Annotated in this window: 14 protein-coding genes; 10 read left to right on the top strand and 4 right to left on the bottom strand. The window is 66.9% G+C overall.

The annotated features are described in order from the left end of the window. Window positions 1-25: 25 nt before the first annotated feature. The 3 genes from AC3A6M_RS17800 to ctaD form a co-directional block, all read right to left on the bottom strand. Window positions 26-937, bottom strand: a complete 912-nt coding sequence (locus tag AC3A6M_RS17800) for an isoaspartyl peptidase/L-asparaginase (protein WP_487854053.1) — start codon at window positions 935-937, stop codon at window positions 26-28. Between the two features lie 174 nt (window positions 938-1,111). After that, window positions 1,112-1,588: a DUF2244 domain-containing protein gene (locus AC3A6M_RS17795; RefSeq protein WP_487854052.1), complete on the bottom strand. Its 477-nt coding sequence runs from the start codon at window positions 1,586-1,588 to the stop codon at window positions 1,112-1,114. Next, window positions 1,585-3,180 (bottom strand): cytochrome c oxidase subunit I, encoded by a 1,596-nt coding sequence (ctaD, locus tag AC3A6M_RS17790; RefSeq protein ID WP_487854051.1) that lies wholly within the window; start codon window positions 3,178-3,180, stop codon window positions 1,585-1,587. The genes AC3A6M_RS17795 and ctaD overlap by 4 nt, the downstream gene beginning before the upstream one ends. 218 nt (window positions 3,181-3,398) lie before the next feature. On the opposite strand from ctaD, the gene AC3A6M_RS17785 reads away from it, so the two are divergent. From AC3A6M_RS17785 to AC3A6M_RS17765, 5 genes are all read left to right on the top strand, one after another. Further along, window positions 3,399-4,649: an Hsp70 family protein gene (locus tag AC3A6M_RS17785; RefSeq protein ID WP_487854050.1), complete on the top strand. Its 1,251-nt coding sequence runs from the start codon at window positions 3,399-3,401 to the stop codon at window positions 4,647-4,649. A 13-nt stretch (window positions 4,650-4,662) separates the two neighbouring features. After that, on the top strand, window positions 4,663-5,298 hold the full coding sequence (locus AC3A6M_RS17780; RefSeq protein ID WP_487854049.1) for a 3'-5' exonuclease: 636 nt from the start codon (window positions 4,663-4,665) through the stop codon (window positions 5,296-5,298). A 272-nt stretch (window positions 5,299-5,570) separates the two neighbouring features. Continuing rightward, window positions 5,571-6,959, top strand: coding sequence for a tetratricopeptide repeat protein (locus AC3A6M_RS17775; RefSeq protein ID WP_487854048.1), 1,389 nt, complete (start codon window positions 5,571-5,573; stop codon window positions 6,957-6,959). 97 nt (window positions 6,960-7,056) lie between these two features. Then, window positions 7,057-9,237: a prolyl oligopeptidase family serine peptidase gene (locus tag AC3A6M_RS17770; RefSeq protein ID WP_487854047.1), complete on the top strand. Its 2,181-nt coding sequence runs from the start codon at window positions 7,057-7,059 to the stop codon at window positions 9,235-9,237. A gap of 51 nt (window positions 9,238-9,288) precedes the next feature. Then, complete coding sequence (locus AC3A6M_RS17765) at window positions 9,289-9,648, top strand: hypothetical protein (RefSeq protein WP_487854046.1); 360 nt, start codon at window positions 9,289-9,291, stop codon at window positions 9,646-9,648. A gap of 21 nt (window positions 9,649-9,669) precedes the next feature. Here the strand turns inward: AC3A6M_RS17765 and AC3A6M_RS17760 are convergent, their stop codons facing one another. After that, window positions 9,670-10,266 (bottom strand): helix-turn-helix domain-containing protein, encoded by a 597-nt coding sequence (locus tag AC3A6M_RS17760; RefSeq protein WP_487854045.1) that lies wholly within the window; start codon window positions 10,264-10,266, stop codon window positions 9,670-9,672. A 169-nt stretch (window positions 10,267-10,435) separates the two neighbouring features. On the opposite strand from AC3A6M_RS17760, the gene kbl reads away from it, so the two are divergent. The 5 genes from kbl (at window position 10,436) to AC3A6M_RS17735 (ending at window position 17,002) form a co-directional block, all read left to right on the top strand. Next, complete coding sequence (gene kbl, locus AC3A6M_RS17755; RefSeq protein ID WP_487854044.1) at window positions 10,436-11,638, top strand: glycine C-acetyltransferase; 1,203 nt, start codon at window positions 10,436-10,438, stop codon at window positions 11,636-11,638. Window positions 11,639-11,655: 17 nt separating this feature from the next. Beyond that, the gene (locus AC3A6M_RS17750) at window positions 11,656-12,612 is read left to right on the top strand and encodes an NAD-dependent epimerase/dehydratase family protein (protein ID WP_487854043.1); all 957 of its coding nucleotides are present in this window, start codon (window positions 11,656-11,658) and stop codon (window positions 12,610-12,612) included. A 108-nt stretch (window positions 12,613-12,720) separates the two neighbouring features. Beyond that, the gene (locus AC3A6M_RS17745) at window positions 12,721-14,109 is read left to right on the top strand and encodes an L-serine ammonia-lyase (protein WP_487854042.1); all 1,389 of its coding nucleotides are present in this window, start codon (window positions 12,721-12,723) and stop codon (window positions 14,107-14,109) included. Window positions 14,110-14,231: 122 nt separating this feature from the next. Continuing rightward, window positions 14,232-15,713 carry a threonine synthase gene (thrC, locus tag AC3A6M_RS17740; RefSeq protein ID WP_487854041.1) on the top strand — a complete coding sequence of 494 codons (1,482 nt, stop codon included), beginning with the start codon at window positions 14,232-14,234 and terminating at the stop codon, window positions 15,711-15,713. Beyond that, window positions 15,710-17,002, top strand: a complete 1,293-nt coding sequence (locus AC3A6M_RS17735; RefSeq protein ID WP_487854040.1) for a molybdopterin molybdotransferase MoeA — start codon at window positions 15,710-15,712, stop codon at window positions 17,000-17,002. The genes thrC and AC3A6M_RS17735 overlap by 4 nt, the downstream gene beginning before the upstream one ends. The last annotated feature ends 2 nt before the right edge of the window (window positions 17,003-17,004 follow it).

Below are 17,004 nucleotides of genomic sequence, written 5' to 3'. Positions count from 1 at the left end.
GGCGGTCGTGTCGATGGTTGCGGATTCAGTTCCGGGTCAGCCTTGCCAGCGGCATGTCGCTGTTGCTCAAGGCGCCGGCCTCGGTGCGGCTGACCGCGATCAGGCCGACGCTGATGTCCTTGTCGAACAGCCCGATGCCGCGCTGCAGGGCCTGCTCGAGCGGCATGCCGTCCTCGATCCAGCTGTACACCCGGTGGGCCAGCAGGTGGCGCACGATGTGCTCGCCGATGCCGGTGGCCGCCACCGCGCCCACCGGACCGGCATAGAAGCCGCTGCCGATGATGGGGGTGTCGCCGACGCGCCCCATCAGGCAGGGCGCGGAACCGCCGGTCGAGGCGGCCACGCCGAAGTGGCCGTCCGGCGCGCGCACCACGGCGCCGACCGTGTCGCAGGCGGCGCTGGCGGACAGGCCCAGCGGCTTTTCATAGTTCCAGAAGCGCAGGAAGGCCTGGTTGTCGACGCGCGGCATGGCCGGGGTCGGACCGGTGAGCTCCTTCAATACCTTGCGGTGCTGTGCGCGCTGGTGTTCGGAAATCCTGTCCCAGGTCGGGTGGCCGATCGCATGCGCGAAGCGGTTGGCGCCGTCGCCGGCCAGGAACCAGTGCGGGGTATCGGCCACCGCGCGCGCCAGCAGCACCGGGTTCTCGATGCCCTGCACGCAGGCGACCGCGCCCAGGCGGCCGCGCGTGTCCATCACGGAAGCGTCCATCTCGACCGTGGCGCCGTCGAGGCCGAGCGCTGCGCCGCGGCCGGCGTTGAAACGGCCGTCGTCTTCGAGGGCGGCGACGGCCGCGATGGCGGCTTCCAGCGCGTCGCCGCTGATGCCCAGCTCTTCCACGGCGCGGCGCGCGGCGAGCTCGCAGCCATCCTGGTAATCGCATGGACTGCCGGCGCCGCCATGGACGACGATCGCGTATCCCCCCTGGGTCATGCTCATGTTTTTCTTCTCCAAAAAGATGCAATGCCGCGCAAGGCATCAGCGCGGCATTCGTATGGAGGGATTATGCAAACGATATATAAATTGAAACATCGGTGCCCTTGCCGTGTGTGTGTAAGAAGGCGCTGACACGGATCAGAGCGCAAGCGGAGGGCTGGGCGGGGGAAGGGTGACTCAGGGGATCACGGAGATCTGGCGCAGGGCCTGGCGCAGTTCGCACGCGACCTGGCGGCGCTTCGCTTCGTTCACGAAACGCCCTACCTCGATGCGCACGCCGCGCGACTCCAGCGTGACCAGGCCGCGTCTGGGGCCGGCGGCAAACATGCCCTCGGCAGGCGGCAGGACCCGGGTCCACAGCGGATCGAGCCGCGCCTGGCTGCGCACCTCGGCCTGCACGCATTCGACCAGCAGGCAGCTGGCAGTCAGGGCGATGCGTTCGCGGTCGAGCGCGTGCCGGGCATGGAACAGCAGGGCCAGGCCGACGCAGGCCAGTTCCAGCAGGGAAAAGGCGAGCACGATCCAGACGCCGTGCACGAAGAAGGCGAGGGCGACTCCCAGCGACACCGTACACAGCACGGCATAGGCCCGCGCCACCTGGCGTGGCGTCAGCGAGCAATTGCGTTGCAGTGTGCATTCGTACAGCATCGTCATTTCACCATGGGCGGGGTCTCGAAGGTGTGGAAAGGGGCCGGGCTGGGAATCGTCCATTCCAGGCCTTCCGCGCCTTCCCAGGGACAGGGCGGCGCCGGCGGCCCGCCGCGGATGTTCGGGATGACGATGAACAGCAGCCAGTAGACCTGGGTCAGGCCGAACAGCCAGGCGCCGGTCGAGGTAATCATGTGGAAGTCGGTGAACTGCACCGCGTAATCGGCGTAGCGGCGCGGCATGCCGGCCAGTCCCAGGAAATGCATCGGGAAGAAGGTGACGTTCACCCAGATCAGCGAATTCCAGAAGTGAAACCTGGCGCGCCGGTCGTTGACCATGTGCCCGGTCCATTTCGGTACCCAGAAATAATAGCCGGAGAACAGGCAGAACAGCGAACCGGCCACCAGCACGTAGTGGAAGTGGCCAACCACGTAATAGGTGTCCTGGAGCTGGATGTCGACCGGCGCCAGCGACAGGATCAGGCCGGAAAAGCCGCCGATCGTGAACACCCACAGGAAGCCGACCGCGAACAGCATCGCCGGTTCGAAGGTCAGCGAACCCTTCCACATCGTCGCCACCCAGTTGAAGACCTTGACCCCGGTCGGCACGGCGACCAGCATGGTGGCGTACATGAAGAACAGCTGGGCGGTGATCGGCATGCCGGTGGTGAACATGTGATGGGCCCAGACGATGAAGGAAATGATGGCGATCGATGCCGTCGCATAGACCATCGACGCATAGCCGAACAGCGGCTTGCGCGAGAAGGCCGGAATGACCTCGGAGATGATCCCGAAGCCGGGCAGGATCATGATGTAGACCTCGGGATGGCCGAAGAACCAGAACACGTGCTGGAACATGACCGGGTCGCCGCCGCCGGCCGCGTTGAAGAAGGTGGTGCCGAAGTGCCGGTCGGTGAGCAGCATGGTGACGGCGGTGGCCAGCACCGGCATCACGGCGATCAGCAGGTAGGCCGTGATCAGCCAGGTCCAGCAGAACATGGGCATCTTCATCAGGGTCATGCCGGGCGCGCGCATATTGAGGATGGTGGTGATGATGTTAATCGAACCCATGATCGACGAGGCGCCCATCAGGTGGATCGCGAAGATCGCCATGTCCATCCCGACGCCCATCTGCAGCGACAGCGGCGGATACATGGTCCAGCCGGAGCCGGTGGCGCCCCCCGGCACGAAGAAGGAGGCGGTCAGCAGCAGGGCGGCGGGCGGCAGCAGCCAGAACGAGAAGTTGTTCATGCGCGCGAACGCCATGTCCGACGCGCCGACCTGCAGCGGGACCATCCAGTTGGCGAAGCCGACGAAGGCCGGCATGATGGCGCCGAACACCATGACCAGGCCGTGCAGGGACACGAACTCGTTGTACAGCTCGGGCCGGAAGAATTGCAGGCCGGGCCGGAACAGTTCCAGCCGGATCAGCATCGCCAGCACGCCGCCTTCCATCAGCATCAGCGCCGAAAACCAAAGATACAGGGTGCCGATGTCCTTGTGGCTGGTGGCGTACAGCCAGCGCCGCCAGCCGTGCGGATGGCCGTGGACATGGCCTTCGCCATGCACGAAGTCGGGGCTGCCTGCCGTGGTGCTCATGGTCTCTCCGTGGCCGGGCTGGATCGGACGATACGCTCAATATAAGACCGGACGGCGGCGCGCACGATTGAGAGTGGCGTTCGAGGTGTCGCGGCCTTGAGACAGGATAGGCGCCAGCGCTGCGCAGGGAACTTCCACGGCCGGGCCCGGCTCGCCTGCAAGCCCGACTTCTGGTAACATCTCGCCCCTTCCCCCGCTCCTCTTCCAGATAGGCTTCCATGGCGAACGCTTGCGGCGTCGATTTCGGCACCTCCAATTCCACCGTCGGCTGGGTCCGCCCCGGCCATCCCAGCCTGCTGGCGCTCGAAGACGGCAAGGCGACCCTGCCGTCGGTCGTGTTCTTCAACGCGGACGACGAACAGGTGCGCTATGGCCGCGCGGCGCTGGCGGACTACCTGGAGGGCTATGAAGGGCGCCTGATGCGTTCGCTGAAAAGCCTGCTCGGCACCAGCCTGATGGATGGCCAGACCGAGGTCGCCGGCCGCGCCCTGCCGTTCCGCCAGCTGTTGTCCCACTTCATCGGCGAACTGCGCCGCCGCGCCCAGCAGCAGGCCGGGCGCGAGTTCACCAGCGCCGTGTTCGGCCGCCCCGTGTTCTTCGTCGACGAGGACCCGGCGGCCGACCGCCTGGCCGAGGATACCCTGGCCGAGATCGCCCGCGCGGCCGGCTTCCGCGAGATCGGCTTCCAGTACGAGCCGATCGCCGCCGCCTTCGACTACGAATCGCGCATCGAAAGGGAAGAACTGGTGCTGATCGCCGACATCGGCGGCGGCACCTCCGACTTTTCGCTGGTGCGCCTCGGGCCGGACCGCGCCGGGCGCGTCGAGCGCCGCGAAGACATCCTCGCCACGGGCGGCGTGCACATCGGCGGCACCGACTTCGACAAATACCTGAGCCTGGCCTCCGTGATGCCGCTGCTCGGCTACGGCAGCGCGCTGGTCTCGGGCGCCCCGGTGCCATCGAGCTATTATTTCAACCTGGCGACCTGGCATACGATCAACCAGGCCTATACCCGCAAGAGCATCGCCCAGCTCGAGGACCTGGCGCGCGACGCCGCCGAGCCCGCCAAGCTGGGGCGCCTGCGCAGGCTGATCGACGAACGGGCCGGCCACTGGCTGGCGATGCGGGTCGAGGAAGCCAAGATCGGCCTGTCCGGCGCGCCGCTGGTCGAGCTCGACCTCGACCGGCTGTCGCCGCCGGAACGCGTGCAGGTCGAACGCGCCGTGTTCGAGACGGCGATCGCGGGCATGATCGACCAGGTCGGCGCCACCGTGCAGCGCCTGCTGGGCGAGGCCGGGGTCGCCCCGGAGCGGGTGGACACCGTGTTCTTCACCGGCGGCTCGAGCGGGGTCGCGGCCCTGCGCGAGCGGATCGCCGCCATCGTCCCGCAGGCGCGCCGCGTCGAGGGCGACCTGTTCGGCAGCATCGGCGCGGGTCTCGCCATCGATGCCGCCCGCAAGTTCGGTTAATTAAAGGACCACCATGTTTGAACGCCCGATCGTCATGCTCGACTTCGAGACCACCGGCCTGTCTCCGGAGTCCGGCGACCGCATCACCGAAGTCGCCGCGCTGCGCATCGCCGGTGGCGAGATCGTCGACCGCTATGTGTCGCTGGTAAATTGCGGCGTGCGTATCCCGCCTTTCATCACCTCGCTGACCGGCATTACCCAGCAGATGGTGGACAGCGCGCCGCCGGCCACCGAGGTGGTGCCGGAGCTGATCGAATTCATCGGCGCCGACACCCTGGCCGCGCACAATGCCAGCTTCGACGAGAAATTCCTGAAGGCGGAAGGAACACGCCTGGGCCATGCCTGCCGCCACGCCGGCCTGGTCTGCTCGGTCAAGCTGTCGCGCCGCGTGCTGCCCGGCATGTCCAGCTACAAGCTCGGCGAACTCGCGCGCTCGCTCGGCATCGCCTTCCGCGGCACCGCCCACCGCGCCGAGGCCGATGCCGAGGTCGCGGCCCATTTGCTGATGCATATCGGACGACACCTCGACCGTTCCTACGGCCTGGGGCCGGTCGCGCCCGAACTGCTGGTCGAGATCAACCGGCTGTCCGCGGCGCGGGTGCACGGCTATATCGGCGACTATGCCGCACTGCGCAAACGCGCGCGCTGAAGCCTGGTTCCGGGTTCGCGCTAGCCCGTGTGCAAACCCGACAGTTTGTCTGGTCACAACGGTGGCGTAGGATGGCCAGCGTGATTTCCGCAACAGTTGCGCTGGCTCCGCCTGGCCGCGGATTACTCAAGATTTTTTTCCGCTTCGAACGGTTGCCCGCCTGCGGCAAATCAAGCCCGTCAAGCTTCTCCTAGTTAAACTTTTGGCAATTCTTGCGGCGCCGCCATGAGGCTGTGTGCCCCATCGACTGTCCGATTTTTCCTGGAGCGACTATGCAGCACTCTGACGTGTCACCGGAGAATTCTGTGCTGGCCTGGTTCGTCCGTGCGGCCGAGCGCGGCGACCCCTACGCGCAGTTCAACCTCGGGCTGCTGTACAAGGATGGCAAAGGCGTGCCGCGCGACGATGCCCGCGCCGTCGAGTGGCTGCGCCGGGCCGCCGAGCAGCGCCTGGCCTTCGCCCAGAACCACCTGGGCTCGATGTACTACCAGGGGCGCGGCGTGACGCAATCCGATGTGCAGGCGGTCGTCTGGTTCGGGCTGGCGGCCGACCAGGGCGATCCGTCCGCCCAGCAGAACCTGGGCGACATGCTGCGCTGGGGGCGGGGCGTGGTGCGCAGCCCCGAACTGGCGCTGGTCTGGTACCAGCGCGCGGCGGCCCAGGACCTGCCCAGCGCCCAGCACCTGCTCGGCGAATGCTATTTGCGCGGCGAGGGCGCGCCGGTCGACTTTCCGCTGGCCGCGGCCTGGCTGCGCAAGGCGGCGCTGGGCAGGTACGCGGCGGCCGAGGTGGCCCTGGGACTGATGCTGCGGCGCGGCCAGGGCATGGCCGCGAACGAACTCGAGGCCGCCTACTGGTTCCGGCGCGCAGCGGGGCGCGGCGATCCGGCGGCCCAGCGGCTGCTGGGCCTGTGCTATCTGGAAGGGGTGGGGGTGCCGCGCGACGCCAAGGCGGCCCTGCCGTGGCTGCACTGCGCCGCCGGCCAGGGCGATGCCGAAGCCCAGTTCAGCCTGGCCCTGCTGCTGGCCAGCGGCAGGGGAGGCCGGCGCGACGACGCCGAGGCGCTGGCCTGGACTACCCGCGCGGCAAAGCGCGGCCATGTGCTGGCCCAGTACAACCTCGGGAACATGTACGCGCATGGGCGCGGCGTGCCGGCCGACGTGCGCCAGGCCGTCTACTGGTATCGCCAGGCCGCCGCGCAGGGCGCCGCGAATGCCCAGTTCACGCTGGGCGTGATGTACGCGACCGGCCAGGGCGTGCCGCGCGACGAGGAGACCGCCGTCGAATGGTACCGGCGCGCCGCCGAACAGGGCGATGCCAGCGCCCAGAACAACCTCGGGGTGATGTACGCGACCGGGCAGGGCGTCGGACAGGACGATGCGGAAGCGGTGCGCTGGTACGGCCTGGCTGCCGAGCAGGGCCACGCCCTGGCCCAGTACAACCTGGGCGGCATGTACAACAGCGGCCGCGGCGTGCCGCGCGACAGCGTGCGCTCCTATATGTGGATGCTGCTGGCCGCCGATGCCGGCGACCCGGCGGCCAGTACCAACAAGGCCATCGTCGCGCGTCGCCTGTCGGCCCGCGAGATCGAGGACGCCGAAGACCTCAGCCGCCAGTGGCGCGCGCGCACCCAGGCGCGCGAGGAGCGGCGGGTGGCGTGAGGAAGGCGCATGCTGCTGTAAAGATTTGTCGGTTCGACAATTCGCGCTATCATGCCCATCGGCATGAGCCTTTCCTCCACCGACAACGATCATCAGAATGCACATGAGACAAGCCACCCTCGCCGCCGCCCTCGCGGCCGCCTTCCTCTCGTTCGGGGTGTCCCCGGCGATGGCCCAGAGCTGCGCCGCCGGCGGCACACCGCTGAGCTACCCGGTCGCGAAGAAGGTCGACCAGACCGACGATTACCACGGCACCAAGGTTGCCGACCCATACCGCTGGCTGGAAGACGCGAACAGCGCCGAAACCAAGGCCTGGGTCGAGGCCGAGAACAAGGTGACCCAGGCTTACCTTGCGCAGATCCCGCAGCGTGAAGCGATCCGCGAGCGCCTGACCCAGCTGTGGAACTACGAGCGCTACAGCGTGCCGTTCAAGGAAGGCGGCCGATATTTCTTCAGCCGCAACGACGGCCTGCAGAACCAGGCGGTGCTGTACACCATGACATCGCTGTCGGACACGCCGCGCCTGCTGCTCGATCCGAACACGCTGGCGGCGGACGGCACGGTGGCCCTGGCCGGCATGGCGGTGAGCCCGGACGGCAGGCTGCTGGCCTACTCGACCGCCGCCTCCGGCTCGGACTGGAACGAGATCCGGGTGCGCGACGTCGACAGCGGCAAGGACCTCGACGACCACATCCAGTGGGTGAAATTCTCCAGCACCGCCTGGACCCGCGACGGCAAGGGCTTCTTCTACAGCCGCTACGACGAACCGAAGGAAGCGACCAAGCTGGCCGACGTCAACTACTTCCAGAAGCTCTACTATCACAAGCTGGGCACGCCCCAGGCAGCGGACGTGCTGGTCTACGACCGTCCGGACGAGAAGGAGTGGGGCTTCGGCGCCACCACCACCGACGACGGCCGCTACCTGCTGATCACGGCCACCAGGGGAACCGCCCCGAAATACCGCATCTTCTACAAGGACCTGGGCAACCCGGACAGCAAGGTCCTGCCGCTGATCGACAACTTCGAGGCCGGCTACGACTTCATCGACAACGTCGGCAGCGTGTTCTACTTCGCCACCGACCGTAAGGCGCCGCGCAAGCGCATCGTCGCGATCGACGTCAACAAGCCGCAGGAAGCCAACTGGAAGACGGTGGTGCCGGAAAGCCAGCAGACCCTGGTGTCCAGCCACATGGTCAACAGGCAGCTGATCAACGAATACCTGGCCGATGCGCGGAGCGTCGTCAAGGTTACTGACCTCAAGGGCAGGCAGGTGCGCGAGATCGCCCTGCCGGGCATCGGTTCCGTGTCCGGCTTCGGCGGCAAGCAGGGCGACAGCGAGACCTTCTTCTCGTTCACCGGCTTCACCACCCCGACCACGATCTACCGGCTCGACATGAAGAGCGGCGCCAGTACCGTATTCCGCCAGCCGAAGGTGGCCTTCGATCCGGCCGGCTACGAGACCCGCCAGCAGTTCTACACCAGCCGCGACGGTACGAAGGTGCCGATGTTCATCGTCTCGAAGAAGGGCCTGAAGCTGGACGGCAGCAATCCGACCTACCTGTACGGTTACGGCGGCTTCAACATCTCGATGACCCCGGGCTTCTCGCCGGCCAACCTGGCCTGGATGGAGATGGGCGGCGTCTACGTGGTCGCCAACCTGCGCGGCGGCGGCGAATACGGCGAAGCCTGGCACGAGGCCGGCACCAAGCTGAACAAGCAGAACGTGTTCGACGACTTCATCGGCGCGGCCGAGTGGCTGGTGAACAACAAGGTGACGTCGCCGGCCAAGCTGGCGATCGGCGGCGGCAGCAACGGCGGCCTGCTGGTGGGCGCGGCGATGACCCAGCGTCCGGACCTGTTCGGCGCGGCGATCCCGATGGTGGGCGTGATGGACATGCTGCGCTTCCACAAGTTCACGATCGGCTGGGCCTGGACCTCGGACTACGGCTCGTCGGAGAACCCGGACGAGTTCAAGGCGCTGGTGAAGTACTCGCCGCTGCACAACCTGAAGCCGGGCACCTGCTATCCGGCTACCATGATCACCACGGCCGACCACGACGACCGCGTGGTGCCGGCGCACAGCTTCAAGTTCGCCGCCACCGCCCAGGCGGCGCAGGCGGGCGGCAACCCGGTCATCATCCGAATCGATACCAAGGCGGGCCATGGCGCGGGCAAGCCGACCAGCAAGCAGATCGAGGAAGTGGCGGACCGCTGGGGCTTCCTGAGCAAGGCGCTGAAGATGAACGAGGCGCCGGCGGTGGCTGGCGGCTCGCAGTAAAGGAGTGCGGCAGGGCGGCGCCGCAATGGTGCCGCCGCCTGCGCCGATCGGATGAAAACCGTATTTGCCATCATTGCCGCAGCCGGATTGGCCGCCTGCGCCGGACCGGAAACGACGCCCGCATCCGCGCCGTTCGCCAGGCAGCTGTCGCCGCCCTGGAGGCCGGCGATGCCGGCATCACCCTATCCGCCGCCGCAACGCGATCGATCCAGACTGCCCTTGACGGGAGATACCGGCTTTGCCTGGGATAAGCTGAATCATCGGGGCCAGGTACGCTGGGAGTGCCGCGCGACGCCGAGCGGCCAGTTTGTCAGGCAGTCGTTCTGTGCGGATCTGCCGCAGGACGTCCGTTACAGGCCGGAGGCCTTCCGGTCCCTGGAGGGATGGGACGGCGTGGTGCACGCCGACTGAGGAAGCGGCCGTGGCGCCGGCTCAGCGGTGCACCACCACCATCAAGGCCTTCGCCTCGGTCTTGCCGGTATTGCGGATCGTGTGCGCCACATCCGCCGGATAGCGCGCCGTCGCGCCGTGCTTGACGCGCTTTTTTTCCGCGCCGACTTCCAGTTCGACCGCGCCGGTCAGCACGGTCAGGTGCTCGCTGGTGCCCGGATCGTGGGCCTGCGACGCCAGTTCGCCGCCCGGCTGGATCGTCAGTTCATACCATTCGTATTTGCCGGCCAGTTCCATCGGGCCGAGGATGCGCAGCGAGTAGCCGGCGTGGGCGCCGGGCAGGGTGGGGATCTCGTGGGCGTCGACCACGCGGATCATGTCGCTGCTGCGCACTTCCGATGACAGCAGTTCGCCGATCTGCACGCCCAGGGCGTTCGCCAGGCGCCAGGTGATGGCGATGGTCGGATTCGCCTTCTCGCGCTCGATCTGCGACAGCATCGACTTCGACACCCCGGCGATGCGCGACAAATCCTCGAGCGTCAGCCCGCGCGCCAGGCGCAGGCGCTGCAGGGTCGCGCCGACTTCGGGCGGGGCGCCGGCGGGCGCGGCGGGGGCGAGTGCTGTTACAACTTTATTCATCTAGACTTATTTGGTGAATGCTTGCCAACGCACTTGTCAACGTCGATGGCCGGGGGTAATATTCAATATATTGAATTTCCGTTCGAGATAAAGAACTCGGTTCAATACAGCGAACGAACGGATCAACGGTACAACATCCGCCAACAAATGACAAGGACGAGGAAGACAAATGAGCGACCAGGCATTCTATAGCGCCCTCCAGACCAAACTCGACACGCTCCGGACCGAGGGCCTGTTCAAGCCCGAACGCGTGCTCGCGTCGCGCCAGGGCGCGGAGGTGGTCGCCGAAGACGGCCGCACGCTGATCAATATGTGCGCCAACAACTACCTCGGCCTGTCCGGCGATCCGGAAACCCAGAAAGCGGCCGAAGCGGCGCTGCAGAAGTACGGCTACGGCCTGTCGTCGGTGCGCTTCATCTGCGGCACCCAGACCGTGCACAAGGAACTGGAGCGCAAGCTGTCGGAATTCCTCGGTACCGAAGACACCATCCTGTACGCGGCGGCCTTCGACGCCAACGGCGGCGTGTTCGAGCCGCTGTTCGACGAAAACGACGCGATCATCTCGGACGCCCTGAACCACGCTTCGATCATCGACGGCATCCGCCTGTGCAAGGCTGCGCGCTACCGCTATGCCAACAACGACATGGCCGACCTGGAAAAGCAGCTGCAGGCCGCCACCGAAGCCGGCAAGCGCCACAAGATCATCGTCACCGACGGCGCGTTCTCGATGGACGGCACCATCGCCCAGCTGGACAGGATCGTCGAGCTGGCCGAGAAGTACGGTGCCCTGACCATGATCGACGAGTCGCACGCTTCCGGCTTCATGGGCAAGACCGGCCGCGGCACCCACGAGCATTTCAATGTCATGGGCAAGATCGACATCATCACCGGCACCTTGGGCAAGGCCTTGGGCGGCGCAATGGGCGGCTTCACCTCGGGCCGCAAGGAAGTCATCGAGACCCTGCGCCAGAAGTCGCGTCCCTACCTGTTCTCGAACAGCCTGGCGCCGATGATCGCCGGCGCCTCGCTGGCGGTGCTGGACCGCATCAGCAAGTCCACCGAGCTGCGCGACCGCCTGCACGAGAACACCGCCTACTTCCGCCGCGAGATCGAGCGCATCGGCTTCACCATCAAGCCGGGCACCCACCCGGTGGTGCCGGTGATGCTGTTCGACGCGCCGGTGGCGCAGAAATTCGCGGCCCGCATGTTCGAACTGGGCGTGCTGCTGTCGGGCTTCTTCTACCCGGTGGTGCCGATGGGCCAGGCGCGCGTGCGCGTCCAGCTGTCGGCGGCGCATACCCGCGAACAGCTCGACACCGTGCTGAAAGCCTTCGAACAAGCCGGCCGCGAGCTGGGCATCATCAAGAACTAAGACAGGGTAGGTAAAGAATGGAACGCATCCTCATCATCGGCGCCAACGGCCAGATCGGCAGCGAACTCGTGACCGCGCTCGCGGAAAAGCACGGCGCGCAAAACGTCATCGCTTCCGACATCAGCGAAACCAATGTCTACGGCGCGGAACGCTATACCCGCCTGGACGTGATGGACCGCGACGCGGTGGCCCGCCTGATCGCCGACGAAGGCGTCACCCAGGTCTACCAGCTGGCCGCACTGCTGTCGGCCACCGGCGAGAAGGCGCCGCTGAAGGCCTGGACCCTGAACATGGACGGCCTGCTGAACATCCTCGAAATCGCCCGCGAAAGCGTCGAAGCCGGCAAGCCGCTGAAGGTGTTCTGGCCCTCGTCGATCGCCGCCTTCGGCCCCAACACCCCGGCCGAGAACACCCCGCAATACACGGTGATGGACCCGACCTCGATCTACGGCATCAGCAAGCTGGCCGGCGAGCGCCTGTGCGAGTACTACCACGCCAAGTACGGCGTCGACGTGCGCAGCATCCGCTACCCGGGCATCATCAGCTTCAAGTCGCCTCCGGGCGGCGGCACCACCGACTACGCGATCGCGATCTTCCACGCGGCGCTGAAGAACGAAACCTACGAGTGCTTCCTCGGCGCGGAAACCACGCTGCCGATGATCTACATGCCGGACGCGATCCGCGCCACCATCGAGCTGATGGAAGCCCCGGCCGGGAAAGTCGTGATCCGCTCCTCGTACAACGTGGCCGGCGTCTCGTTCAACCCGCGCGAACTGGCCGCCGCCATCCAACGCAAGTTGCCGGACTTCCGGATCGCCTACAAGCCGGACAGCCGCCAGCAGATCGCCGATTCCTGGCCGAAGAGCCTGGACGATGCGCGCGCGGCTGCCGATTGGGGCTGGAAGGCGAAGATCGGGGTCGAAGAGATGGTGGCCGATATGCTGGAAAACGTGGACGTTGGCCAGGCTGCCTAAAGCATTTCCGTCGTTCCCGCGCAGGCGGGAACGACGCATTGGCGGGTTGCCACTTGTCGCTACCGGCCAAGCCCACACAGACAAAAAGAATTCACCAGGAGACAGCTCATGGACATGAGCGTATTTGACTTATTCAAGATCGGCATCGGCCCGTCGAGTTCCCACACGGTCGGCCCGATGGTCGCCGCGCGGCGCTTCCTGCTGGAGTGCGGCGACCTGTCGCAGGCGGTGGACGTCGAGGCCCACCTCTACGGCTCGCTGGCGCTGACCGGCGTCGGCCACGCCACCGACAAGGCGGTGATCCTGGGCCTGATGGGCGAGACTCCGCAGGGCGTGGATCCGGACAGCGTCGAGGACAGGCTGGCCGAGGCTGAGCTGGATGGCGTGCTGAAGCTGCTGGGTACGAAGGAGGTGCCGTTCTCGAGCAGGAAAAACCTGGTCTGGCACAAGCAGGAGAGCCTGCCGGAGCACCCGAACGGCATGCGCTTCGTGCTGAAGCTGGCCGACGGCAGCACGATCGAGCGCAGCTATTATTCGATCGGCGGCGGCTTCATCACGGCCGCCGGAGAGACCGAGGCGCCGCCCAGGGAAACCGGGCAGGCGCCCCTGCCGTATCCCTTCGATACCATGCGCGAGCTGCTCGAACACGGCAAGCGTGCAGGCCTGTCGATCCCCGCCATGCTGCGCGCGAACGAGCTGGCGCGCATGGGCGAGGCGGAGCTGGACGCGGGCCTGGACCGCATCTGGCAGGTGATGCGCGACTGCATCGCCCATGGCCTGGTCACCGAGGGCCAGCTACCGGGCGGCCTGAACGTCAAGCGCCGCGCGGCCAAGCTGTGGAAGCAGGCGCACTGCGACGCCGGCAACCGCCGCAACGAATTGCCGCATGACGCGACCCACCATGTAACGCTGTACGCGATGGCCGTCAACGAGGAAAACGCGGCCGGCGGCCGGGTCGTGACGGCGCCGACCAACGGCGCGGCCGGCATCATCCCGGCGGTGCTGCGCTACTACGCCGAGGACTGCCGCCCGAGCGATCCGGCGAAGGGCATCCGCGACTTCCTCCTGACCTCGGCGGCGATCGGCATGCTGTGCAAGAAAAACGCCTCGATCTCGGGCGCCGAGATCGGCTGCCAGGGCGAGGTCGGGGTCGCCTGCGCGATGGCGGCGGCGGGCCTGGTGGCGGCGCTGGGCGGGTCCAACGAACGCATCGAGAACGCGGCGGAGATCGGCATCGAGCACCACCTGGGCATGACCTGCGATCCGATCGGCGGCCTGGTGCAGATCCCCTGCATCGAGCGCAACGGCATGGGCGCGATCAAGGCCATCACCGCGGCCTCGCTGTCGCTGAAGGGCGACGGCAGCCACTTCGTCAGCCTCGACGACGTGATCGAGACCATGCGCCAGACCGGCTACGACATGCAGGCCAAGTACAAGGAAACCTCGCTGGGCGGGCTGGCGATCCACGTGGTGACCGTGAACCACGCCGCTTGCTGATGCAGGGGCGTGGCGCCCGTGCCCACGCCCGTATCTGAACAAAATTCGGTAAAAAGACAAGTTTGCTGCGGGCGCACTATAATAAATAGCCAACGCCCGCCAACTTCGACCCTGCTTATCGTATGCACTATGTGTCCACCCGCGCCACCGGCGCGTCCGCAGCACGCAATCCCCAACGTTTTTCCGACATCCTGCTGGGCGGCCTCGCGCCGGACGGCGGCCTGTACCTGCCGGAACACTACCCGCAGGTGACGGGCGCCGAGCTCGACGCCTGGCGCTCTCTCTCGTACGCCGACCTGGCGTTCGAAATCCTGCGCAAGTTCGCGACCGACATTCCGGAAGCGGACCTGAAAGCCCTGGCCGCCAGGACCTACACCCCGGAGGTGTACCGCAACGCGCGCGCCGACGAAAGCGCCGCCGAGATCACGCCGCTGCGCGTGCTGCAGCAGGGCACCGACGTCACCCTGATCCTGCAGGGCCTGTCGAACGGGCCGACCCTGGCCTTCAAGGACATGGCCATGCAACTGCTCGGCAACCTGTTCGAGTACGCGCTGGCGAAGAACAACGATGAGCTGAACATCTTCGGCGCAACCTCGGGCGACACCGGCAGCGCCGCGGAATACGCGATGCGCGGCAAGCGCGGGATCCGCGTCTTCATGCTGTCGCCGCACAAGAAGATGAGCGCCTTCCAGACCGCGCAGATGTTCAGCCTGCAGGACCCGAACATCTTCAACATCGCGGTGGAAGGCGTGTTCGACGACTGCCAGGACATGGTGAAGGCGGTCTCGAACGACCTCGAATTCAAGGCCCGCCACAAGATCGGCACCGTCAACTCGATCAACTGGGCGCGGGTGGTGGCGCAGGTGGTCTACTACTTCCGCGGCTACCTGAAGGCGACCACCTCGAACGAGCAGAAGGTCTCGTTCACAGTCCCGTCGGGGAACTTCGGGAATATCTGCGCCGGCCACATCGCCCGCATGATGGGCCTGCCGATCGCCAGGCTGGTGGTGGCGACCAACGAGAACAACGTGCTGGACGAATTCTTCCGCACCGGCGTCTACCGCGTGCGCAAGTCGTCCGAAACCTTCCATACCAGCAGCCCGTCGATGGACATCTCGAAGGCCTCGAACTTCGAGCGCTTCGTCTACGAGCTGGTGGGCCGCGACGCCGAGCGCACGCATGCGCTGTTCCGCAAGGTCGAGACGCACGGCGGCTTCGACCTGTCCGGCGCGCCGGGCAGCGACGGCGACGAATTCAGGCGCGTGGCCGATTACGGTTTCCAGTCCGGCAGCTCGAACCACGAAGACCGCCTGGCGACCATCCGCGAAGTGTTCGACGACTACGGCATCACCATCGACACCCACACCGCCGACGGCATCAAGGTCGCACGCGAACACGTCGAGCCGGGCATTCCGATGATCGTGCTGGAGACCGCGCTGGCCGCCAAGTTCAACGAGACCATCCTGGAAGCGCTGGGCCTAGACGCCGAGCGTCCGGCCGGTTTCGAGAACATCGAGGCGCTGCCGCAGCGCTTCGTGGTCATGGACACCGACGTCGCCCGGATGAAAGCGTATATCGCCGAGCACACGGGGCTCGACCGATGAATGCCCCGACCGCGCGCAAACCGCTGATGCCCGTGCGCGAAGCGCTCGACTTCCTGCTGGCGGCGGCCCGCGCCGTGGCCGAAGTGGAGCAGGTGGACACGCTGGAAGCCAACGGCCGGGTGCTGGCCGAGGACCAGGCTTCGCAGCTTGACGTTCCGGCCGCCGACAACACCCAGATGGACGGCTACGCCGTGCGCGCGGCCGACTGTGCGAACGGCGCGGCAAGGCTGAAGGTGGCGCAGCGCATCCCGGCCGGCCATGTCGGGAGCTTCCTGGCGCCCGGCACCGCGGCGCGCATCTTCACCGGCGCACTGATCCCGGAAGGGGCGGACGCCGTGGTGATGCAGGAGCAGTGCGAACTCGATGGCGACATCGTGACCGTCAAGCATGCGCCGCGGCCGGGCGAATGGATCCGCCGCGCCGGCGAGGACGTGCGTGCCGGCTCCATCATCCTGCCGGCCGGCACCCGCCTGCGCAGCCAGGAACTGGGGCTGGCGGCGTCCGTCGGCCTGGCCAGGCTGCCGGTGCGGCGCCGTGTGCGGGTGGCCGTGTTCTTCACCGGCGACGAACTGGCGATGCCGGGCGAGGCCCTGAAACCCGGCGCGATCTACAACTCGAACCGCTTCACCCTGCGCGGCCTGCTGGAGAACTTCGGCTGCGAGTTCACCGACTACGGCATCGTGCCGGACTCCCTGCAGGCGACCCGCGACACCCTGCGCGCGGCGGCCCGCCAGCACGACCTGATCATCACCTCGGGCGGCGTCTCGGTCGGCGAGGAAGACCACATCAAGCCGGCGGTCGAGGCAGAGGGACAGCTGAACATGTGGCAGATCGCCGTCAAGCCGGGCAAGCCGCTGGCCTTCGGCGAGGTGCGCCGCGGCGAAGGTGGCGACGGCTCTTGCGTAAGCAGCGCCACTGGCTCTTGCGTAAGCAGCGCCACTGGCGCTGCTTACTTCCTGGGCCTGCCGGGCAACCCGGTGTCGAGCTTCGTCACCTTCCTGCTGTTCGTGCGGCCCTTCCTGCTGCGCCTGCAGGGCGTGAGCGGGGACGTCGAGCCGCGCGCGCTCCCCATGCGCGCCGACTTCGACTGGCCGAAAGCGGACCGCCGCAACGAATTCCTGCGCGCCCGCATCAACGGCCACGGCCGGCTGGAGCTGTTCCCGAACCAGGGTTCGGGCGTGCTGACCTCGACCGTGTGGGGCGATGGCCTGATCGACTGCCCGCCGGGCCAGGCGATCGCGCGCGGCGACACCGTGCGCTTCATTCCGTTCGCGTTTTTACAGCATTGAGT

The sequence above is a fragment of the Telluria sp. Soil_C_11 genome (assembly GCF_057657395.1).
The sequence above is the reverse complement of the archived record's forward strand: the minus strand, read 5'-3'. Positions and strand labels throughout refer to the sequence as shown.